At 64.1% G+C, this 20,880-nt stretch carries 16 protein-coding genes; 4 read left to right on the forward strand and 12 right to left on the reverse strand.

Annotated elements, in window-relative coordinates; translation table 11 throughout:
- Nucleotides 1-10: 10 nt before the first annotated feature.
- The 4 genes from LOY42_RS22350 to LOY42_RS22365 form a co-directional block, all read right to left on the reverse strand.
- Nucleotides 11-919, reverse strand: coding sequence for an alpha/beta fold hydrolase (locus LOY42_RS22350; protein ID WP_139668646.1), 909 nt, complete (start codon nucleotides 917-919; stop codon nucleotides 11-13).
- Between the two features lie 192 nt (nucleotides 920-1,111).
- Nucleotides 1,112-1,798, reverse strand: coding sequence for a GNAT family N-acetyltransferase (locus LOY42_RS22355; protein ID WP_139668644.1), 687 nt, complete (start codon nucleotides 1,796-1,798; stop codon nucleotides 1,112-1,114).
- Nucleotides 1,799-1,965: 167 nt separating this feature from the next.
- Complete coding sequence (fabV, locus tag LOY42_RS22360; protein ID WP_139668642.1) at nucleotides 1,966-3,165, reverse strand: enoyl-ACP reductase FabV; 1,200 nt, start codon at nucleotides 3,163-3,165, stop codon at nucleotides 1,966-1,968.
- 150 nt (nucleotides 3,166-3,315) lie between these two features.
- A complete protein-coding gene (locus tag LOY42_RS22365; protein WP_258599336.1) occupies nucleotides 3,316-4,167 on the reverse strand; it encodes a LysR substrate-binding domain-containing protein in 852 nt (283 codons plus the stop codon).
- 134 nt (nucleotides 4,168-4,301) lie between these two features.
- Between LOY42_RS22365 and LOY42_RS22370 the strand changes: the two genes are divergently transcribed.
- The 4 genes from LOY42_RS22370 to LOY42_RS22385 are packed head-to-tail and all read left to right on the forward strand — an operon-like array spanning nucleotide 4,302 to nucleotide 8,471.
- Nucleotides 4,302-5,351 (forward strand): agmatine/peptidylarginine deiminase, encoded by a 1,050-nt coding sequence (locus LOY42_RS22370; protein WP_139668638.1) that lies wholly within the window; start codon nucleotides 4,302-4,304, stop codon nucleotides 5,349-5,351.
- Complete coding sequence (aguB, locus tag LOY42_RS22375; protein ID WP_111531682.1) at nucleotides 5,348-6,244, forward strand: N-carbamoylputrescine amidase; 897 nt, start codon at nucleotides 5,348-5,350, stop codon at nucleotides 6,242-6,244. The genes LOY42_RS22370 and aguB overlap by 4 nt, the downstream gene beginning before the upstream one ends.
- Before the next feature lie 3 nt (nucleotides 6,245-6,247).
- Nucleotides 6,248-7,342: an extracellular solute-binding protein gene (locus tag LOY42_RS22380; RefSeq protein WP_139668636.1), complete on the forward strand. Its 1,095-nt coding sequence runs from the start codon at nucleotides 6,248-6,250 to the stop codon at nucleotides 7,340-7,342.
- A 4-nt stretch (nucleotides 7,343-7,346) separates the two neighbouring features.
- Nucleotides 7,347-8,471 (forward strand): agmatine/peptidylarginine deiminase, encoded by a 1,125-nt coding sequence (locus LOY42_RS22385; RefSeq protein ID WP_258599340.1) that lies wholly within the window; start codon nucleotides 7,347-7,349, stop codon nucleotides 8,469-8,471.
- A gap of 48 nt (nucleotides 8,472-8,519) precedes the next feature.
- Here LOY42_RS22385 and LOY42_RS22390 read toward each other — a convergent pair whose 3' ends face one another.
- The 8 genes from LOY42_RS22390 to LOY42_RS22425 form a co-directional block, all read right to left on the reverse strand.
- Complete coding sequence (locus LOY42_RS22390) at nucleotides 8,520-9,239, reverse strand: OmpA family protein (RefSeq protein ID WP_102682547.1); 720 nt, start codon at nucleotides 9,237-9,239, stop codon at nucleotides 8,520-8,522.
- A 95-nt stretch (nucleotides 9,240-9,334) separates the two neighbouring features.
- Nucleotides 9,335-9,979: an MBL fold metallo-hydrolase gene (locus tag LOY42_RS22395; protein ID WP_258599342.1), complete on the reverse strand. Its 645-nt coding sequence runs from the start codon at nucleotides 9,977-9,979 to the stop codon at nucleotides 9,335-9,337.
- Between the two features lie 69 nt (nucleotides 9,980-10,048).
- Nucleotides 10,049-10,741 carry a sensor histidine kinase KdpD gene (locus LOY42_RS22400; protein WP_102682550.1) on the reverse strand — a complete coding sequence of 231 codons (693 nt, stop codon included), beginning with the start codon at nucleotides 10,739-10,741 and terminating at the stop codon, nucleotides 10,049-10,051.
- Complete coding sequence (locus tag LOY42_RS22405; protein ID WP_139668632.1) at nucleotides 10,738-12,345, reverse strand: tetratricopeptide repeat-containing response regulator; 1,608 nt, start codon at nucleotides 12,343-12,345, stop codon at nucleotides 10,738-10,740. Before LOY42_RS22405 ends, LOY42_RS22400 begins: the two co-directional genes overlap by 4 nt.
- Nucleotides 12,346-12,492: 147 nt before the next feature.
- Nucleotides 12,493-15,210 carry a LuxR C-terminal-related transcriptional regulator gene (locus LOY42_RS22410; protein WP_139668630.1) on the reverse strand — a complete coding sequence of 906 codons (2,718 nt, stop codon included), beginning with the start codon at nucleotides 15,208-15,210 and terminating at the stop codon, nucleotides 12,493-12,495.
- Nucleotides 15,211-15,430: 220 nt separating this feature from the next.
- On the reverse strand, nucleotides 15,431-16,795 hold the full coding sequence (locus LOY42_RS22415) for a DUF1329 domain-containing protein (RefSeq protein WP_198755196.1): 1,365 nt from the start codon (nucleotides 16,793-16,795) through the stop codon (nucleotides 15,431-15,433).
- Nucleotides 16,796-16,820: 25 nt separating this feature from the next.
- Complete coding sequence (locus LOY42_RS22420; protein WP_139668626.1) at nucleotides 16,821-18,758, reverse strand: DUF1302 domain-containing protein; 1,938 nt, start codon at nucleotides 18,756-18,758, stop codon at nucleotides 16,821-16,823.
- Nucleotides 18,759-19,089: 331 nt separating this feature from the next.
- A complete protein-coding gene (locus LOY42_RS22425; RefSeq protein ID WP_110700664.1) occupies nucleotides 19,090-20,772 on the reverse strand; it encodes a fatty acid--CoA ligase in 1,683 nt (560 codons plus the stop codon).
- Nucleotides 20,773-20,880: the final 108 nt, after the last annotated feature.

Below are 20,880 nucleotides of genomic sequence, written 5' to 3' on the forward strand. Positions count from 1 at the left end.
CAACCGGACATCAACTGATGAGCCGGCCTGGTGTTCCAGCCTCAAGGCGCCCCTTCTGCAACCACTCCAGCGCAATCGGCCACAGGCTTTCACGAAACCGATCGTGAAAGAACGCGAAGTGCCCGATCTCCCCGACCGAGATATCCACAGGCGCCACCCGCAGATGCCGTCGCTCGCCCGTTCGCAGGTACCCCAACAACCGCTCGGTGGCCGCCACCGTGCCGAACGGATCGTCAGTCAGGCTGATGGCCAGGGTCGCCGCCTGTACCTGGGCAAATGGCGTCCCCGACAGCAGACGCCCACTGGGCCGCTGCTCGTAACGCGGCGTACGGGCAACCCAATCGCGCACCACGCCGGCCGGGGTGTCTTCCAGCCAGCCTAGGCGCTTTCCGGGGAAATAGCCGAACAGCCGGGTCAACAGCGGCATCACCACGTGCCATTTGCCGAACAGCTGCCAACGCTGCTCCGGCGCATAGTCGCGCCAATAGGCGAACTGCGCGCCCACCAGCAGCGCATGGCGCACCTGCCCCGCCGACGGTGCCAGCCCCAGCGCCCAGCCGCCGAAGCTGTGGCCGACCACATGCATCGGCTGGCCCGGATGCTCGGCGGCGGCCAGTTGCAACATTGCTTCGAAGTCCAGCCGGCCCCAGTCGCTCCAGGACGCCTGGAAACCGCGCAGCGTGGCCGGGCGTGACTCGCCGATGCCGCGATAATCGTAGGTGAGCACGTCAAAGCCCTGGGCGAACAGGTAGTCGGCGAAACGCGAGTAGTAGCGGCAACGCACCGAGGTGGCGGCGTTGATGATCACCAGTGGACGCAGGGGGTCGGGTTCGGCGTGGCGCCAGCGAAATCCGCCGAGGCCATAGCCGTCGGCGGCGACATGACGAAAGGCACAGGCGGGTTGGGTAAGGCTGCTCATGGCGCACTCCCTGCGGCGTCGCGCCATGCTGGCGGACGGGCTGTTGTCGTGCGCCAACGCTAGCAAAAAAAACCTTGCCTGTAATCGCGGGACAAGTCGCATCGGCGCACCGCCGCTCCCACAAGTGGCCATGGCGTCGTGGGAGCGGCGGTGCGCCGATGCGACTTGCCCCGCGATGAGCCCGGTGCAGGCTCAGGTGGTCGGCAGCGCCCGCGCCACGCCCGGCTTGCGCAGCACCGCCAGGCGCGAGCCGTGGTAGCGGGTTTCGCGGTACAGCTTCCAGCGACCGAACAGGCCGTACACATGCATCACCCGGCCCTGCTCGTGGTAGCCCATGCGCAGGTGCAGTTTCATTGCTGGCACGTTGTGGGTCTCCACCACGTCAACCACCTTGTGGCAGCCCTTCTCGCGCATGGTGTTCCACAGCTCGACCTGGGCCGTCACCGACAGCTCGCTGCCAAAGTACGGCCGGGTCATCTCGCCGCCGAACTCGAAGAACTCGCCGGGTTTCACCGGGAAGGTGCAACCGTAGTAATGCTTGTCGTGGTAATCCACCACGCTGGCCCAGATGAATGCTACGGCATCGCCCTGCTCATCCAGGTACATGTGCCCGGTATGGCCCTCGGCGGCCAGCTCGCGCATGGTCTCGACACGGTCGCCGAAATGCCGGGCGAAGGCATCGGCATTGGCCGTGGTGATCTGCACCAGGGTGACCGGCGCATGCGCCTTGAGGCTGTGCGGCGGCACAGGGCTGATCAGGTCGCGCTCCATCCACAGCAGTTCCCAATGGAAAAACACGTAGCGCTCGAAAAAAGTCTTGAAGGTGCGCTTGAGGCCCTTCCGGCGGATGCGTTCTTGTAGTTTTTGCAGTACGCCCATTGCTCCCTCCTCGGCGCCAGCGAAATTGCCAGGCCAATAGCTGGGGTATAGATCAGGCGGAGGGTGGCCATGGCAAAGGGCCAGCGAGGGATTTGTTTCAGAATATTAACAAGTCGTCGGCGGGAACCGCGCAACCGCCATCAACGGCTGCGCGGTCAAGGACTTGCTTACAGCTCGATGCAGTCGAACCGTACGTCGGTGGCTACGTCTTCGTCGTAGTTGATGTCAGCGCGCTCGAAACCGAACAGGTTGAGGAACTGTTTCTTGTAACCGGCGTAGTCGGTCAGCTCGAACAGGTTCTCGGTGGTCACCTTCGGCCACATGGCACGGCAGGCGTCCTGCACATCATCACGCAGCTCCCAGTCGTCCAGACGCAGACGGCCTTCGTCGTCCAGTGCAGCCGGCGCACCGTCCGCACGGTACATGCGGTCACGGAACATGCGGTCCAGCTGGTGCTGGGTACCTTCGTGGATACCCTTCTCCTGCATGATCTTGAAGACCATCGACAGGTACAGCGGCATCACCGGGATCGCCGAGCTGGCCTGGGTAACCACCGACTTCAGCACCGCAACGTTGGCACTGCCACCGACTTTTTTGCCCAGGCGCTGGGCGGTTTCGTCCAGGTCCTGCTTGGCCTTGCCCAGCGCGCCGTCCCAGTAGATCGGCCAGGTGATGTCGGAGCCGATGTAGCTGAAGGCCACGGTGCGGGCCTGCGGTGCCAGCACGCCAGCGGCGTTCAGGGCGTCAATCCACAGCTCCCAGTCCTGGCCGCCCATCACGGTGACGGTATCGGCGATTTCCTGCTCGGTGGCCGGCTCGATGCTGGCCTCGATGATGGTGTCCTTGTTGGTGTCGATGGCGGTCGACTTGTACGGCTGGCCGATCGGCTTCAGGGCCGAGCGGATCACTTCACCGGTCTGCGGCAGCTTGCGCACCGGCGAGGCCAGGGAGTAGATGACCAGATCGACCTGGCCGCCCATTTCGTTCTTGATCAGCTCGATGACCTTGGCACGGGCTTCGTCGGAGAAGGCATCACCGTTGATCGACTTGCTGTACAGGCCTTCGGCCTTGGCGAACTTGTCGAAGGCGGCGGCGTTGTACCAACCAGCGGTGCCGGCCTTGGTCTCGGTGCCCGGCTTTTCGAAGAACACGCCGAGGGTGTCGGCCTTGAAGCCGAACGCCGCAGTGATGCGCGCGGCCAGGCCGTAGCCGCTGGAGGCACCGATCACCAGGACTTTCTTCGGACCATCCTCGCGCACGCCCAGCTTGCGGGTGGCTTCGATCTGGTCACGGACGTTGAGCTCGCAGCCCTTGGGGTGAGTCGTGGTGCAGATGAAACCGCGAACCTTGGGATGAATGATGGCCAATGTCTGTACCTCGTCAGGTTTAGGCTGGGGCAGCGCCCGGATTCGGGGTGCTGCCGTTTGTTCTAGAGGGTGAGACTACCCTCGCAAGTCATCCGACACATATTACGGGGTGATCGGAGCAATGAAAAATCGCAGCGGCTCTGACAAACGCTATGCCTGCACCAGCGCCGCCTTCAACCACCCCAGGAACTGCCTCGCCAACGGATCCTCCTGGCTTTCCCAATGCACCAGGCAGCTCCACACCGGCCCGCGCACGCGCTGTACCGACAAGGGCCGCAGACGCCCCTCGTCCACCAGCCGCCGCGCCAGCAACTGGCTGACCAGGGCAATCCCCAGCCCCTCACCCGCCGCATCCAGCAACAAGCCAGGGTCGGAGAAGTTCAGCCCCTTGCCTTGCTGCCCCACGTCCTCACCGCCCTCCAATTGCCAATGGCTCCAGTCCATCTCCCGCTCGCCATGCAGGGTGGTCCGCCCCTGCTCGGGCAGGTCCGGGTGGCATGCCGGGTACAGCTGATCCGGGTGCAGCACGGTGAAGCTGCATTCGGCCTGGGCGCCGATATCGTCGCGGATCGCCAGGTCGATGGTCTCACTGGCCATGTCCGGCACCTCGAAGCTGGTGAACAGCCACAGGTCCACTTCCGGGCAGCGCTGGTGGAAGTCCGCAAGGCGCGGCAACAGCCAGTGGCGGGCGAACGCCGGGGTGGTGTTGACCACCAGTTGGTTGGGCTTGCGGTACTGCTCCAGGCGGCGAATGCCCACCGCCAGTTGCTGCAACAAGGCCTGAGTGGTGCTGAGCAGATCGTGCCCGGCGTCGGTCAGGCTGACGCTACGGCCACTGCGGTGGAACAACGGCTGTTCCAGGTAGCCCTCCAAGCTGCGGATCTGCTGGCTGATTGCCGACTGGGTGAGGTTCAGGGCCTCGGCGGCCTTGTGGAAGCTGCCTAGGCGGGCGGCGGCTTCGAAGCCGCGCAGGGTGTTTAACGGGGGCCAATGCTTGAGCATGCTGATAAGCCTGACTGATCAGAAATACGCTAAATCTATCGTTTGTCGCCCCGGATTCCCAGCCATAACATGGACGACAACACCCGCGACGGCGGGCTTCGCTGATAAAAATCCCTAATAGATCGGAGTTCACTATGACCCTGTCCCTCGACAGCGGCTGGCGCATGCCCGCCGAATGGGCCCGCCACGCCGCGACCTGGATGATCTGGCCGCACAATCAACCGCTGTGGGAGTCGGGCTGGGGCGTGACCCTGGCCGACGTGCAGCGCGACTACGCCCGGGTGGCCGCCGCCATCGCCCGCTTCGAGCCGGTGAAAATGGTGGTCGATCCGTCGGCCATGAACATCGCCCGCGAACTGTGCGGCGCCGGTATCGAACTGATCGAGCTGACCGTGGACGACAGCTGGTGCCGCGACAGCGGCCCGACCTTCCTGATCCACCCGCAACAGGGCGTGGCGGGCTTGAGCTGGCGCTTCAACGCCTGGGGCGGCAAATCCGAGCACGGCAAGGACCGCAGCCTGGCCCGGCGCATCCTCGACCACCTCGGCCTGGAAGGCCTGAGCACCCCGCTGTGCAACGAAGGCGGCGCCATCCATGTCGACGGCGAAGGCACCCTGATCACCACCGAATCGGTGCTGCTCAACCCCAATCGCAACCCGGGCCTGAGCAAGACGGATTTCGAGGATTGCTTCGCCCGCCTGTTGGGCATCCGCAAGACCATCTGGCTGCCGGGCGACCCGCAGTATGTGACCGGCGACATGACTGACGGCCATGTCGATGGCGTGTGCGCCTTCGCCCGCCCCGGGGTACTGCTGGTCGACGCCACCCACGACCAGGGCTCGGTGTATGCCGAAGTGGCCCGCGAGAACCGCCGCGTGCTGGAACTGGCCACGGACGCCCAGGGCCGTTCGTTTGAACTGCTCGACCTGTTCGAGGCCACGGCGGCCGTGGACAGCGAAGCCGAAGTGTTCTGCGCCTCCTACACCAACTTCTACCTGGCCAACGGCGCGGTGATCATGCCGGCCTATGGCATCGACGCCGACCAGGCGGCCGCGCAGCAACTGGCCCAGGCCTTCCCCGGTCGCGAAGTGGTACCGGTGCGCATCGACCATATCGCCCACGGCGGTGGCGGCATTCATTGCATCACCCAGCAGCAGCCGGCCTGGCAGGGAGCGCGCTCATGAGCACGCTGCGCATCGCCACCACGCAAATGGCCTGCAGCTGGGACCTGCCGGCCAACCTCGAGCGCGCCGAGCAACTGGTGCGCCAGGCCGCTGCCCAGGGTGCCCAGGTGATCCTGTTGCAGGAGCTGTTCGCCACCCCGTACTTCTGCATCGAGCAGTGCCACAGCCACCAGGCCCTGGCCCAGGACTACCACGACAGCCCGCTGCTCAAGCGCTTCGCCGCGCTGGCCAAGGAACTGGGCGTGGTCCTGCCACTTAGCTGGTACGAACGAGCCGGCAACGCCTTCTTCAACTCGCTGACCGTGGCCGATGCCGACGGCCGCCTGCTGGGCGTGTATCGCAAGACCCACATCCCCAACGCCATCGGCTACCAGGAAAAGGAATACTTCAGCCCCGGCGACACCGGTTTCAAGGTCTGGGACACCGCCTTCGGTCGCCTTGGCATCGGCATCTGCTGGGACCAGTGGTTCCCCGAGACCGCCCGTTGCCTGGCGCTGATGGGCGCCGAAGTGCTGCTGTTCCCCACCGCCATCGGCTCGGAGCCTGGCGCCGCCGAACTGGATTCACGCGACCATTGGCAGATGGCCATGCGTGGCCATGCCGCCGCCAACCTGCTGCCAGTGGTGGCCGCCAACCGCGTCGGTCATGAAGTGGCGCGCAGCGACGACAGCCTGAGCATGCGCTTCTACGGCTCGTCGTTCATCTGCGACCACAAAGGCGCCCTGCTCGCCGAAGCCGATCGCGACAGCAGCGGCGTCTGGCTGCACGACCTGGACCTGGCGCGCATGCGCGAAGACCGCCTGAGCTGGGGCATCTACCGCGACCGCCGCCCCGCCATGTATGCGCCGCTGCTGACCCTTGACGGCCGAACCCCACAGACTGCGAGGGCCTGAACCATGCCAAGCCGTCCATCGAAACTGCTCGCCATCGCCGCGCTGGTGGCCTGCGCCGGTATTGCCCAGGCCGAGCAGGACGCCCTGCGCCTGTACAACTGGGCCGACTACTTTGCCGAGGACACCCTCAAGCGTTTTACCGCCGAAACCGGCATCCCGGTGATCTACGACGTCATGGACGGCAGCGAGGTGCTCGAGGCCAAGCTGATGTCCGGGCGCAGCGGCTACGACCTGGTATTTCCCGGCGACACCGTGGCCGAACGGCTGATGCGCGCCGGCAGCCTGCAGCCACTGGATCGCAAGCAACTGACTGCGCTCGACGATATCGAGCCCGGCCTGCGCCAGTTGCACGACCGCTACCCCAAGGCCAGCCAGGCCACCGTGCCCTACACCTGGGGCACCATCGGCCTGACCATGGACGCGAAGAAAATCCGCGAGCGCCTGCCCGACGCCCCGCTCGACAGCCTCGACCTGCTGTTCAAGCCGGAGCTGGCGGCCAAGTTCGCCGACTGCGGCATCTCGATGATCGACTCGCCCGACGAAGTGCTGGCCGTGGTGCTTCACTACCTGGGCCGCGAGCCGCGCAGCGCCAAACGTGAAGACCTGGCCGCCGCCAGCGAGCTGCTCAAGGGCATCCGCCCGTACGTGCGCAAGCTGCAGTCGCAACCGGTCACCGAGCTGGTCAATGGCAACACCTGCCTGTCGCTGGGCTACAGCGGCGACGTGATCCAGGCCCAGCGCACCGCCGAAGCCGCGGGCAAGGCCATCGACTTCCAGTACCGCGTGCCTCGCGAAGGCACCACGGTGTGGATGGACACCATGGCCATCCCCGCCGATGCCAAGCACCCGGAGTACGCCTATCGTTTCATCAACTTCGTCATGCGCCCGGAGAACATGGCCGCGATCAGCAACTTCACCGGCTACCCCACCGCCAGTGCCAAGGCCCGGTCGCAGGTGGACGCGCGCCTGCGTGACAACCCGGACATCTACCTCAGCGATGCCACCTTCACCCGCTTGATCCCGGGCAAGGACATCCCCCAGGCCGACATGCGTGCGCGCATGCGTGTCTGGACCCGTTTCAAGACCGCACAGGACTGACCCCATGCCCACCCGCCGCACTTTCCTCCAACACATGAGCGTCGTCGCCGGCCTCGGTGCTGCCGCCAGCTTCGGCCTGCCCTTCGGCAGCGGCAGCGCCCGCGCCAGCGAAGCAGGCCGCTGGTTCATGCCCGACGAGGGTGAGCCGCACCAGCGCGGCTACATCGCCTTCGGCGCCCAGGACGCCATCTGGGAAGACTTCACCGAAGACGTCCAGGCCGCCCTCGGGCGCATCGCCCGCGCCATCGCTGCCTACCAGCCGGTGACAGTGTTCTGCCGCGCCAGCGAACGCGACATTGCCGAGGAGGAATGCGGCAGCCACAACATTACCTATGTCGAGACCGAGCTGGACGATATCTGGATGCGCGATATCGGCGCCAACTTCGTGGTCGATGACGATGGCGCCCTGGGCGCCGTGGACTTCAATTTCAATGGCTGGGGCGGCAAGCAGCAACATCGCCATGACGCCAAGCTCGCAGCCCGCGTCGCCAAGCTGACTGGCGCCCGGTACCAGCAGAGCGAGCTGGTGGGCGAAGGCGGCGGTATCGAAGTGGACGGCCATGGCACCGGGATCATGACCGAGAGCAGCTGGATCAACGGTAATCGCAACCCCGGCTGGAGCAAGGCCCAGGTCGAGGCGGAGCTGAAGGAGCGGTTGGGGCTGCGCAAGATCATCTGGCTGCCGGGCATCAAGGGCAAGGACATCACTGATGCCCACGTGGACTTCTATGCCCGCTTTGCCGCGCCCGGCGTGGTGGTGGCAAACCTGGACAACGATCCCGACTCCTACGACCACGAGGTGACACTCAAGCACCTCGAGATCCTGCGCAACGCCACCGATGCCGACGGGCGCAAGCTAAAGGTGCATACGCTGTCGCCGCCCTTGAAACCAAGGCGCAGCAAGTTCAACGAGGACAATCCTGATTTCGCGGCGGGGTATATCAATTACTTCGTGATCAACGGTGCGGTGATCGCCCCGCAGTTCGGGGACCGCAGTGCCGATGAGCAGGCGCGGGCGTTGCTGGTGAAGCTGTACCCAGGGCGCAAGGTGGTGCAATTGGACATCGACGCCATTGCGGCGGGAGGGGGCGGGATTCACTGCGTGACCAACCAGTGCCCGGCGGTTTAGCGCAATTGCCGGGGCTGGCGCGCCGCCCCGGCATCTTCAAGCTGGCGCTTATGGATACTGCTGCACGGTGCCTTGCTGGTCATACTGCTGGCCCGGGATCGGCTTCAGGTTGACCTCGACCCGACGGTTCTGCGCACGGCCATTGGCGTCGGCGTTGCTGGCGATCGGCTGGTCCGGGCCCATGCCACGCACGCTGACCCGCGACGGGTCCACCCCCTGCGAGGTCAGGTAGGTGCTGACCGACTGGGCGCGGCGCTGCGACAGGTCCATGTTGTGCTGGCGGCTGCCGGTGCTGTCGGTGAAACCGACCACCTCAATGGTGTTCTGGTTGAACTGCTTGAACGAGTTGGCCAGGTTGTTCAGCGGCGAGTAGAAGCTTGGGGCAATGTTCGCCGAATCGGTGGCGAAGGTAATGTTGCCCGGCATGATCAGTTTGATCTGATCACCCTGGCGCTGTACTTCGACGCCGGTATTGGCCATCTGCGCCCGCAGCTCGGCTTCCTGCTTGTCGGCGTAGTAGCCGTAACCGGCAGCGGCGGCACCGACCGCGGCGGCGCCGATCAATGCGCCCTTGCCACGGTTGTTGTGGTCGATGGCGGCACCGGCGATGGCGCCGGCCAGCGCGCCCAGGCCACCATACTTGGCGGTCTTGCTCATCCCTGTGGAGCCCTGCGCCTGGCCCTGGCTGTCATACGGGTTGGGGCTGGCACAACCAGACATCAGTGCGGCGGCGGTAGCGACGATAATCAGACGACGCATGGTGAACATGGACAAGCTCCTACTGAAATTCAAAAGTGCAGCGGATCGACTACGGATCTATGCCAGCCTTGGATTGCAGCGCAGCGGAAAAATTCCATGAAACCTCAGGCGCGCACGAAGGGGTTCTCGCGCATCTCGTCGCCGAGGCGGGTGTCCGGGCCATGGCCGGTCACCACGATGGCGTCCTCATCCAGGCGGTACAGCCGTTCCTTGATGGAACGAACGATAGCCCGCTGATCGCCTCCCCACAAATCGGTGCGCCCGACACCACGGCGGAACAAGGTATCGCCGGCGATCAGCAATTTGTGCTCGGCGAACCAGAAACTCATCGAACCCGGCGTGTGCCCGGGGGTGTGCAACGCCACGCCGCAGCCGCAGGCCAGCGCCTCGTCGTCGCTCAGCCAGCGGTCCGGCGACGGTACCGGCGTATAGGGCACGCCGAACATCTGGCACTGCATTTCCAGGTTTTCCCACAGAGGCTGGTCGGCCTTGTGCAGGTGCAGCGTGGCGCCGGTCAGCTCCTTGAGCCTGCCCGAGGCGAGGAAATGGTCGAAGTGCGCGTGAGTGTGGATGATGCTCACCAGGGTCAGGCCATGATGCTGCAGGCGGGCGAGGATCTTCTGCTCGTCCCCGCCTGGGTCGACGACGATGGCGTGCTTGCTGACCGGGTCACCGATCAAGGTGCAGTTGCACTGCAAGGGGCCGACGGGGAAGGTTTCGCGGATGAGGCTAACGGGCAATGGGGTCATCGTTCTGGGACTCGGTACAGTCGATAGAGGGAGCGAATATGACCATGGTCCAGCTTGCCTCTCACCAAATCAAGGCAGATACAACCTGAACAACCCGCCCCCCAGCGTCCCGCCATTGGCGATCTCGATCCGCCCACGCACGCCATTGCGCTCGTGCAACGCGGCAATCCGCGCCGCGAAATACAGCCCCAATCCGGTACTGCCACTCTGCGAATCGATGCCCTGCACGTAGTCATGCTGGCGTTCGAGCATGCGCTGTGGATAACCGGCGCCGTCGTCGTTGACGCTGATCACCAGCTGCTCGCGCTCTTCCTCGATGCTGATCAACAAGGCGTGGCCAGCATAGCGGATGGCGTTGGTGAGGACATTGGCCACCACCGAGGCGACCAGTTCACGGTCGAAGAAACCCAACGGGCTTTCGGTCTCGATACGCCAGGTAGCGAGGATGTCGCGGTGCTTGATCACGTCTTCCTGGGCCGCCAGCTGGGCCTCGATGAAGTCGTCCAGCTCATGATAGTCCGGGCAGATGGGCAACTGGTTGACGCCCAGCTTGTACAGCCCCAGCAACTGCACCAGCATGCCGTTCAAGTGGCTGAGTTCGTGCTCCACCACGCCCTGCTCGGTACCGCCGCGCAGCTCTTCGGGCAGGCGCGCCAGCCATTGACTGTGGGCGTGGGTCAGCGCCGAGAGGGAGTTTTTCAGGTCGTGCACGGTGGAGGCGATCACCGTGGAAAAATCCAGCCCCTGGTTATCCTGGTTCATGCGCCAAAGACCCGGATGTGCAGTTTGCGGTAACGGTCATAGCGGCTGTCGCTGGCGGGAATCCCGGCCACGCTGGTGAGGCAGTCGCGGCACTCCTGCATCAACCCCGGCGGTGGCGTCTCGCCGCCGATGCGCAGCAGCGCCTGGGCGGTGTTCAGGGCGATACTGATGTTCTTCGGCTGCAGCGACAGCGCCTTGCGGAACATGCCCAGCGCCTCGTTGAGCTGGCCACCCTGGTAGCTGCGCACGCCCTGGCGGTTGAGGTCCACGGCTTCGGTCACCGCCCCCAGCACCAGCGGGTCGTCGGTGAGTTTGGCGACGCTCTGCATGACCTTGGGGTCGTCCCCGTAGGTTTCCACGCAGCCCTTGAGGATAGAGGTGCCCGCCGCGTCCTGACCGAGTTGCTGCAACTGCTTGGCCACCGTCAGCGCCGCCTCGACGGAGAAGAACTGATCCATTTTTTCCAGGCGCAGCATCGCCTGCTCGGTGAGCTTGGCGGCGGTATCCGGGTCACCGGCCTGCTGCAGGCTGGCGGCCTTCATCAAGCGGGCGCGCACCTGCAGGCCCTGGTCCTCGACGTTCTCCTTGGCCACCTCGCTGAGCACGGTGTTGATTTCCACCCGGGTACGCGCATCGAGACCGTTGCCGGTGTTCTTGCTCATCAGCGCCTGGACCAGGCCGAGATTGCTTTCGGCGTCCTTGTAGCGCGAACTCTGCCCCTGATTGACCGCATGGCGATACGCCTTGGACGCGCTTTCGAAGTCGGCGTTGTCCAGCGCCAGCTTGCCCAGCGCGGCCTGGCGGCGCACCGCGAGCGGCGACAGGCGCACAGCCTCCTCGAGCATGTGCTGGGCGCGCTTGGTTTCGCCCTGGGCCACCAGCACGTCAGCCATGCCATCGTACAGGTTGGGCATGATCGGGAAAGCCTTGAGGGCCTGCTCGTAAACACCCTGGGCCTGGGCGTTCTGGCCGCGCTTGTGCAACAGGCTGCCGAGCGCCGCGTAGGCCCAGGGCTGTGGGCGGCTGGCCAGGATGTTCTTGAGGAACTTCTCCAGTTCGTCGAAACGATTGAGGTCGCGCAGGGCATCGGCGCGATAGCGCAGGCACAACGGGGCGAACCGCGGGTCTTTCTTGCACAACTCGGCGCAGGCGGCGAGCACCTCGGCCGGGCGGCTGCGATCCAGGGCCTGGAGGATGGGCTTGAGCAAGGTCTTGCGCTGGGTCAGCTTCTCGAGACGCTGGGCCAGGCCCACGCGGTTGAAGGGCTTGGTCAGGTAGGCGTCGGGTTCGTGCTCGATGGCGCTGAGCACGATGGACTGGCTACTTTCAGCGGTGACCATGATGAACACGCATTCATGGCTGATGAGCTTGTCGAGAATCAGGTCCTCGAGTACCTGCTGGCCATTCTTCTTGCCATCACCCAGGTGGAAATCCTGAAGGATGAAGTCGTAGCGTTTCTGCCCGCACATGCGCAGTGCCTGTTCGCCACTGTCGGCGGTGTCCACGTCGCGTACACCCAGCTCGCGAAGCATCGAGCGGGTCGAGGTGCGGAAGTCGGTAAAGTCGTCGACGATCAGAAAGCTTTTTTGCCCGTACTGCAGCATCAACACGACCTGTATTGGAAGAAGTGGGAAGTGGCGCATGGCGATGCGTATCGCCGAAAAGTGTATCGGCAGCGGATCGGAAAAGATGAGCCCGGAACGGCGATAGCCTTGTGCCGCTATCTTACCGGCCGCCCCTGCCGTAAACCACTAGACGAGCAACCCGAGGGACTTGGCCCTGGCCACCGCCTGGGTACGCCGCTCCACGCCCAGTTTGCTGTTGATATGACTGGCGTGGGTCTTGACCGTATGCAGGGAAATGAACAGCCGCTCGCTGATCTGCTGGTTCGAACAACCCTGGGCAATAAGTTCCAGCACGGCGAACTCGCGGCTGCTCAGGGCCTCGGTGGCGCAGGTGCTGGCGACGAGGGTCTGCGGCAGGTACGTCAGCAGATCACGCTGCACGGGGCAGGCGGCACGGCCGGCCAACTGCTCACGCAGCCATTGCGGCTGCTCCTCGATCAAGCGCTGGAATGCCTGCAAGGCACCTCCCTGCGCAGCCTCCAGTGCCTGGGCAAGCAGCTTGGCCGCCTCGGGCTCACGCCCCTGGGCCAACAACAACGCGATCAACTGGCATTGCGCGCTAACCATCAGCGTCATGCCAGCGCTGGCCTGCCCGCGCTCGATCAGCCTGTACAGCCTCGCTTCGGCATCGTCGGCACGGGCCAGCACCCGCTCCAGCAACGCTTGCTGCAACTCGATATGCAGCGGCAACAAGGGGTGGAACTCCGGCGCGGCGGCAGGCTGCTCGCCACCGTAGGTCTGCCCCAGGCGCAACAGCCACGACTCCGCCAGGTCCGTACGGCCCTGGGCCAACCAGAGCTCGCACTTCACCAGGGTAATCATGGCCAGGTAGAAGATCGGCGGCACATCCCAGATATGCATCAACCGCTCGGCCTCGGCCAACTCGGAAAATGCCTCGGCGAACCGCCCTTCGCGCCCATCGAGCGAAGCAATCACGCAATGTCCGATCAGGACACTGATGTCGCGACAACTCCGTGCCTCGCTGAGCCCGGCGCGCAAACGCGCACGGCCTGGCGCGCAGTGCAGGCGGGCAGCCAACAGGTATCCCTCGTACAAGGTGAGGCGGGCACGCACTGCGTACAGGCGCTGGCCCGACAGGCCCTGCAACCGTTGCAACCCCTCGCGCACCTCATCCAGTGCCCGCAGTACTTCGCCTCTAGCGTGCAGCACCCGCGCCCGGTCGTAATGGGCCAAAGCCTCGAACAGCGGATTGCCGACCCGTTGCGCCAGCTCGAGCGCCTCTCGGTTCCAGCCGCGCGCCCGCCAGAAATCGCCATCGGCAATGGCCAGGTTCGACAAGGTCGACAGGCAGACCAGCCGCTGCCCATAACGTTTGCTCGGCAGGCTCTGCAGCGCCTCGCCACAATAGGCGAGGGTTCGCTCGCGATCACCACGGCCGCGCGCGATGACCCCGCTCAAGGCCAGCCACTGGGCCAGCATCGACTTCTGCGCCGTGGCCGAAGGCGCGGGCAGGAAACGGCTCAGGTAGGCCGCGAGTTCCTCGGCGGCGTCCAGTTGGCAGGCAAGCCCCAGGGCCCAGCTGTACAGGACAATCAGCCTGGGCGTGCTGATCAGCAGGCTGTCAGGCAAATCCATTTTCCAACGCAGCAGCATGCCGACATTTTGTTCGGCGAGCAGCTGTTCTTCCGACAAGCTCTGTACCAGGTCCGCCGCGACATCCAGGTGACCGGCCCGCAGCGCCTGCTCCACCGCCTCGTCCAGCAGGCCCTGCCCCTCGAACCAGCGGCAGGCACGCAAGTGCAACCCCGCCTGGGGGCCACTGGCCTGCCGGCTGCGCAACAGGTCGGAAAACAGATGGTGATAGCGGAACCACAGCCCATGCTCATCCAGCGGTACCAGGAACACCTGGTGGGCCTGCAGGTAGCGCAGGATCTCGGCGCTGTCGTGCCGCTCGCGCAGGGCATCGCACAGTTCAGCACAGAAACGCTCCTGGCAGGCGGTGTCGTAGAGAAACGCCTGCACGGGCGCCGGCAGGATTTCGATCACTTCCTCGAGCAGGTAATCGCGAATCAAACCCTCGCCGCCATGCAGTGCCTGGGGCAAGGCGTTGTCATCGCCGGACTCGCTGGCCGCCAGCTGCCAGAAGCGCAGCCCGGCCACCCAGCCGTCGCTGCGCTGGATCAAGTTGTCCAGGGCCTGGCCGCGCAGACCGGTGGGCTGGCGGCCAATGACCGCCAGCGCTTCATCGGCAGTCAGGCGCAAGTCCTGCTCGTTGAGCTCGACCAGCTGGCGCGACAGGCGCAGGCGGGCCAGGTGCCAGTCGGGCCGCTGACGGCTAGTGACCAGCAGGACCAGCCCGGCAGGCAGGTGATTGAGGAAGAACTGCAGGCATCGATCGAGCACCGGACCCTGGGCCAGATGGTAGTCATCCAGCACCAGCAACAGGGGGGTGTCCGGCTGCAGGTAGAGCGCGAGCTCATCGAGCAGCCCATCGAGCCATTCCTCGAAGGCGAACGGCTGGTGACGCTGGCGCATCTTCAACAGACCCATGGCCTGCCCGCCGAGCGCCGGGCAGAACTGCTGCAGCCCTTCGAGCAGGCGCTCGAGAAAGCGGCCCGGGTCGGCATCGCGCTGGCTCAAGCCTAGCCAGAGGCTGCGCCAATGGCTGGGCAGTTCCTGACAGAATTCAATGGCCAGTGAACTTTTACCGAAACCGGCTGGAGCGTTCACCAGCAACAGCCGGCCAGCCAGTCCGCTTTGCAGGCGCTGGCACAAGCGTGCTCTGGGTACGTGCGCCTCTGGCAGCGGCGGCCGGAAGAAACGCCCGTCCAACAGGCCCAGGGCCTGGCTGGCGACTCCATGCGTACGGGACAAGTCTGTCATGGCCGGCTCGTTCTGATTGGAATATGGCGGCAGTACGGTTTGTTGCGAGACTAGCGGCAAACGTTGCTTATTTGAAGATGATGCGCGCGCTTTGCGCGATAAAGACTACGACAAAAAGAAACAACACTGATAGACAGCAGTAAATCTCCCTCGCGGAAACAGAAACGCCCCGGCAAGCCGGGGCGTTCTGGGAGATCAAACGGAGGTTGCACTTAATGGCTCAACGGACACCTGACTGACGCAGGGCAGCCGGCTGGAACTCGGCCTTGCTGGCGCTGAAGCCGAAGTTGTAGGCACTTTTCTCTTCGTTCTTCATGCCCAGCGCCAGGTAGCGACCCGATTGCAGGTCGTAGATGGCTTCCAGGGTGTACCACGGCACCTGCACGTTGTAGTACGGCTGGGCGTGGGCCTCGGAAACACGCCACAACTGGTTGCGGCCGTCATACTGGTCGATCACCGCAGCCTGCCAGGTGTCCTCGTCGATATAGAAGTCACGCTTGGCATAGATATGGCGCTGACCTGGCTTGAGCGTGGCAACCACGTGCCAGACGCGACGCAGCTCATAGCGCGACAGGTCCTGGTTGATATGCCCGGCCTTGATGATGTCGGCATACTTGAGCTTCGGATCGTCCAGCTTGTAGGCGTTGGAGGCGATATACATCTCCTTCTTGCCTTCGAGCTTCCAGTCGTAACGGTCTGGCGCACCGTTGTACATGTCCAGGTTATCGGAAGTACGCAGGCCGTCGGCGGCGGTACCCGGACCGTCGTAGGACACTTGCGGCGCCTGGCGCACGCGGCGCTGGCCGGCGTTGTAGATCCACGCCTTGCGCGGCTCCTTGACCTGGTCGAGGGTTTCGTGGACCAGCAGCACGGTCCCGGCCAGACGTGCCGGAGCGGTCACTTCCTGCTTGAAGTAGAACAGGATGTTACCGGGGTTGGCCGGATCGTAGTCCTTCATCTTGTCGCGGAAGACGAACTGGTCCTGGAAGTACACCAGGCTGTAGGAGCCGTTCTGCTGCGGGGTGGCCTGGGTGACCAAGCGAGTCACGCTGCCGCCACGGTAGCGGGTGATGTGGTTCCAGATCACCTCCAGGCCATCCTTGGGAATCGGGAACGGCACGGCTGTCTTGAAGTTCTCCAGGCCGTTGCCACCGGCGACCAGGGTGGTCTTGGTGGCGTTTTCCTTGATCGCGGCGAAGACATCGTCCGGCACCGTGGAACTGCGGTGGGTCTTGTACACCGGAATCTTGTAGCTATCCGGGTAGCGCTTGAACATCGCCACCTGGCCAGGCGAAAGCTTGTCCTTGTACTGGTCGACGTTCTGCGCGGTGATGGTGAACAGCGGTTTTTCGCTGGCGTAAGGGTCGGAGAGGAAGCCCTTGGCGTCGGCACTGCCGGCACTCTTGGACAGCGGCTCCCACGGGCCGATGGAACCATCGGCGTTACCGGACTTCTCGGCCCCCATCGGGGTGAGCGACGCGCCCAGCTTGGCGGCCTCGTCAGCGGAAACCGCAGCCATGACGCTGGTTGCCAGCAGGGACATGCCCAGTACACCGGCTTGCAGCAGACGTGTGGTCATTTTCATTCTTTGTCGTCCTGGATCAATGTTCTTAGAAGTTCACGCCGAAGCTGAGGGCGACGAAGTCGCGGTCATCCACGGTGGTGTACTTGCCATCGAAGAAGTTGGTGTACGACAGGCTCGCCGTGTAGGTGTTCTGGTACTCGGCGTCCAGGCCCAGGCTGACGGCCTTGCGCCCTTCCTCGAAGTTGCCGCCAGGGCCCGGGGAGTAGCCGTCGACGTCGTGGGACCAGGCCACGCTCGGGCGCAGGTTCACGCCGGCGAAGACGTTGTTGTAGTCCCAGATGGCACGAACGCGATAACCCCAGGAGTCGGAGGTGGTGAAGCCGTCGTTCTCGCAGTAGCGCGACAGGTTGTTCTGCTCGACACCCGCCAGCGTGGTGGCGTTGAGGCTCTGGCAGCGACCGTTGGGCAGCGGGCCTGGACCATAGACTGGGTCGCGACCATAGCGGGCCTTGGAGGTGCTTTCCAGACCACCGACGTGAGTCCAGCCGACCTCGCCGACCATGGTCAGACGCTCAGCGCCCATGACTTGATCGAAGAAGTGGGTGAACGTGGTTTGCAGCTGGGTGATTTCCTTGCGGCGATAACCTGGCTGGTCGGCGTCCGGCGTGCCCTTGAGGACGGATGCATTGGGGTCCAGCGGCGTCAGCCCTGAATAGAGGATGTCGGTGGTGTTCAACTGCACCGGCGCATTCGGCCGGTAGCTGATCTCACCGCTCCAGGCCGTGCCGGTGGGCAAGGTGGTGGAGAAGCTCAGGCCGTAGAGGCGGATGTCTTCCGGGTACTCGACGTAGTAGCTGGAGTTACCCGCCACGTACAACGGCATCAGGGCCTGGAGCAGGGCCGGGTTGGTGGCGGCGGCCCCCGGAACACCTGCCCTGACCAGTGCCCCAGCCAAGTTGGCCGGGTTGTAGAAGCCGGCGGCGGCGCCGCGGCCGCTGAAGATGGGCGCCCGGCTGTGGTAGTTCATGAAGTAGCCACCAAACTCGGTGTTCAGCGGCTCGTACATGTAGCGCAGGGCCACACCGAACTGGCCGCTGTCACGGGCATCACGGTCGGGGCCGCGGCGCACAATCACGCCTTCGTCCGGCGAGCCCCAGGACACGCCCTGCCCGGTCAATGCATTCATGGCAGGCCCGGCAAACGGGCCGATCTGTGCGGCCAGGGCCCTTGACACGTTGGCCTGCTTGGCCAACACCGCCAGGTTGTTGTTGCAACCGTCGGCGATCACGTCAGGCTGGGAGAAGAAGGTACCGCAGTTGTCGACGACGGTCTGGTCCCACTCGATCTGGTAGAAGCCCTCGGCGGTGAGGTTGTCGGTCACGCTCTGCGACACGTAGAACATGTTGACGGGGATCAGGCCTTCCTTGATCTCCGCGCCAGGACGGCGGAACGCCGACACGTCGATGGGGTTGATGGCGTTGATACCGCCGCCGATGAAGGTACTCTCACCCCAGCTCACCACCTGCTTGCCCAAGCGTACGTTGCCGGGCAGGTCGCCGATGCTGTAGTTGTGGTAGACGAAAGCGTCGAGCAGTTCCGCGCCCGAAGACTTGGCGCCCTCCTTGCGGTTCGAATCACTGATGTCCTTGAACTGGCGGTTTTCATCCTTGAGCTCGAAGTCGTACCAGTACTTGCCACGGACGAACACGCCCGTATCGCCGTACTTGAGCTCCAGGTCGTGGATACCCTTGAAGATCTTCGAGAACGTCTCGCCTTTCTTGAAGTTCAGGTGGCCATCGTCGGAGGTCTGCGACAGCCCCCGGCCGCCGTTGTTGGCCCCGATGAGGTTCTTGTTGGGATTGGCCGTCGACCAGCTGGCGCCAACGGAGAGCGACGAGTCGAACTGGCCTTCGATTTCACCGATGTTGAAGCTGACCGCGAAAGCAGGACTTGCGAGCGTAGAAGCGAGGCTGACGGCCAGGGGCAGTTTCGCCCGGCGCCAGAACGGGTTTGCAGATGTCATCGACGCTACTCCATGTACTTTTTTGTTATGGCAGTGAGTCCTTTCAGAAACGGCTCGAGCGCCTGGTGAAGCAGGCTCCTGCCCGTGACGCCGCGCGTTGCCGTGCGGCGCCCTCCCCCATTCCTGAAAATCCCCTGACCCGACTATAGCCAGCGGTCACAGGTGCTTGATCCCTCTAAAGTGTGATTTGCGCGTCCTGCTGGCAGCCCACCCTGATCGGCCGGCCTGCGCGCTGGCAGTGCTCAAGCATGGCTCAATTCTATCGTTTGACAAGGCGTCATCCTGTCTAGCTTGCGGGGGCGCGCTTGAGAAAGCGCGACCCGAGCCCGGGTTACAGGGTGGAAAGGAAAGCGCTGTTACTGGCCTGCCACTGGCTGATGTCCACGCGGATGCGCTTCTTGTCGAGCTTGCCGACGCTGGTCTTGGGAATTTCAGTAACAAGGGCGATCTGGCTGGGAATCGCCCACTTGTTGATGTGTCCCTGCTCCACGAAAGGCTTCAGATGTTCCTTGAGCGCACGCGCCTCGATGCTCTGCCCCTCGCGCACCACCAGCAGCGCAAACGGGCGCTCCCCCCACTGCGGGTCAGGCACGCCCACAACAGCCACTTCTCGTACTGCAGGGTGGCGACTGATCAGGTCTTCCAGGTCGAGCGAAGAAATCCACTCGCCACCGGTCTTGATCACGTCCTTGATGCGGTCGCGAATATCGATGAAACCCATGCCATCGAGCGTGGCGACATCGCCGGTGTGGAGCCAGCCACCCTGCCAGAGTTCCTCGCCCTTCTCCGGCTCGCGGAAATAACCCATGGTCAACCAGGGCGCGCGCAGCACCAGTTCGCCCTGGGTTTCGCCATCGGCAGGCAGGAAATTGCCATTGCCATCGACGATGGCGGCCTCGACCAATGGCACCGGCACCCCGGCCTTGATCCGGTAGCTGGTACGCTCATCCTCGCTTCCGGCCTGCAGCTCGTCGTTCAGGTGCGCGGCACTGATCAGCGGGCAGGTTTCGGACATGCCGTAGGCGGCGGTGAGCTGGATACCCCGGGCCAGTGCAGCCTGATACAGCGCGCGGTTGAGCGCGCTGCCGCCGATGATGATCTTCCAGCCACCGAAATCCTGGCCGGCTGCCGACGGGCAGTTGAGCAGCATCTGCAGGATGGTCGGCACGCAGTGGGAGAAGGTCACCTTCTCCTCACGCCACAGCCTGATCAGCATGTCCGGCTCATAGCGCCCCGGGTAGACCTGCTTGATGCCCATCATGGTCGCCGCGTAGGGGATGCCCCAGGCGTGCACATGGAACATCGGCGTGATCGGCATGTAGACATCGTTGCTGCTCAGCAGCCTCACGCTGTCCAGGCTGCCGAGTACCGCGGTTTCGGCCAGCGTGTGCAGCACCAGCTGCCGATGGGTGAAATACACCCCCTTGGGGTTACCCGTGGTGCCGGTGGTATAGAAGGTGGTGGCCACCGAGTTTTCATCGAAATCGGGGAAGTCATAGTGCGGGCTGGCCGCGGCCAGCAACTGCTCGTACTCGCCTTGCAGGCCCGGCAGGTCGGCAGACTTGTCCGGCCCATCGGTCAGCAACACGGTACCTTGCACCGTGGTCAGTTGCCCGGCGATGGCCTGGTAGAGGCCGATGAAATCACTGTTGACCAGCACGAACCGGTCTTCGGCGTGGTTCATGGTGTAGAGGATCTGCTCCGGCGACAGGCGCACGTTGATGGTGTGCACCACGGCGCCGATCATCGGGATGGCGAACATGCATTCCAGATAGCGGTGGCTGTCCCAGTCCATCACCGCCACGGTGTCGCCGGCCTTCACCCCAGCCTCGGTCAGCACGTTGGCGAGGCGGGCGATGCGCTCGTTCAGTTGCGGGTAGGTGAGACGGAGCTGGTCGCGGTAGACGATCTCGCGGGTCTTTTCGTAGCGGCTGCCGGACATCAGCAGGCGCTTGATCAGCAGTGGGTACTGGTAGGCGCCCTCGGCGGGCTTGATGATGCGCGTCTGCAACATGGGTATCCCTTTTTCTTCAAAGCGGGCAGGACAGTTCAGGCAACAACTGTAGTTCGGTGACGCATCGGTCAAATCAGCCGAAGGAATGATTTATGTCCCGCAGGTATG

The sequence above is a fragment of the Pseudomonas sp. B21-023 genome (assembly GCF_024749165.1).
In the GTDB taxonomy this organism is placed as follows: domain Bacteria; phylum Pseudomonadota; class Gammaproteobacteria; order Pseudomonadales; family Pseudomonadaceae; genus Aquipseudomonas.

Coding starts and splice junctions, on each gene's coding strand:
- LOY42_RS22400 (WP_102682550.1), bottom strand. CDS start 10,741: ATGAACCAGGATAACCAGGGGCTGGATTTTTCCACGGTGATCGCCTCC.
- LOY42_RS22385 (WP_258599340.1), top strand. CDS start 7,347: ATGCCCACCCGCCGCACTTTCCTCCAACACATGAGCGTCGTCGCCGGC.
- LOY42_RS22415 (WP_198755196.1), bottom strand. CDS start 16,795: ATGAAAATGACCACACGTCTGCTGCAAGCCGGTGTACTGGGCATGTCC.
- LOY42_RS22410 (WP_139668630.1), bottom strand. CDS start 15,210: ATGACAGACTTGTCCCGTACGCATGGAGTCGCCAGCCAGGCCCTGGGC.
- LOY42_RS22425 (WP_110700664.1), bottom strand. CDS start 20,772: ATGTTGCAGACGCGCATCATCAAGCCCGCCGAGGGCGCCTACCAGTAC.
- LOY42_RS22405 (WP_139668632.1), bottom strand. CDS start 12,345: ATGCTGCAGTACGGGCAAAAAAGCTTTCTGATCGTCGACGACTTTACC.
- LOY42_RS22350 (WP_139668646.1), bottom strand. CDS start 919: ATGAGCAGCCTTACCCAACCCGCCTGTGCCTTTCGTCATGTCGCCGCC.
- LOY42_RS22390 (WP_102682547.1), bottom strand. CDS start 9,239: ATGTTCACCATGCGTCGTCTGATTATCGTCGCTACCGCCGCCGCACTG.
- LOY42_RS22365 (WP_258599336.1), bottom strand. CDS start 4,167: ATGCTCAAGCATTGGCCCCCGTTAAACACCCTGCGCGGCTTCGAAGCC.
- LOY42_RS22355 (WP_139668644.1), bottom strand. CDS start 1,798: ATGGGCGTACTGCAAAAACTACAAGAACGCATCCGCCGGAAGGGCCTC.
- LOY42_RS22370 (WP_139668638.1), top strand. CDS start 4,302: ATGACCCTGTCCCTCGACAGCGGCTGGCGCATGCCCGCCGAATGGGCC.
- LOY42_RS22420 (WP_139668626.1), bottom strand. CDS start 18,758: ATGACATCTGCAAACCCGTTCTGGCGCCGGGCGAAACTGCCCCTGGCC.
- LOY42_RS22395 (WP_258599342.1), bottom strand. CDS start 9,979: ATGACCCCATTGCCCGTTAGCCTCATCCGCGAAACCTTCCCCGTCGGC.
- LOY42_RS22380 (WP_139668636.1), top strand. CDS start 6,248: ATGCCAAGCCGTCCATCGAAACTGCTCGCCATCGCCGCGCTGGTGGCC.
- aguB (WP_111531682.1), top strand. CDS start 5,348: ATGAGCACGCTGCGCATCGCCACCACGCAAATGGCCTGCAGCTGGGAC.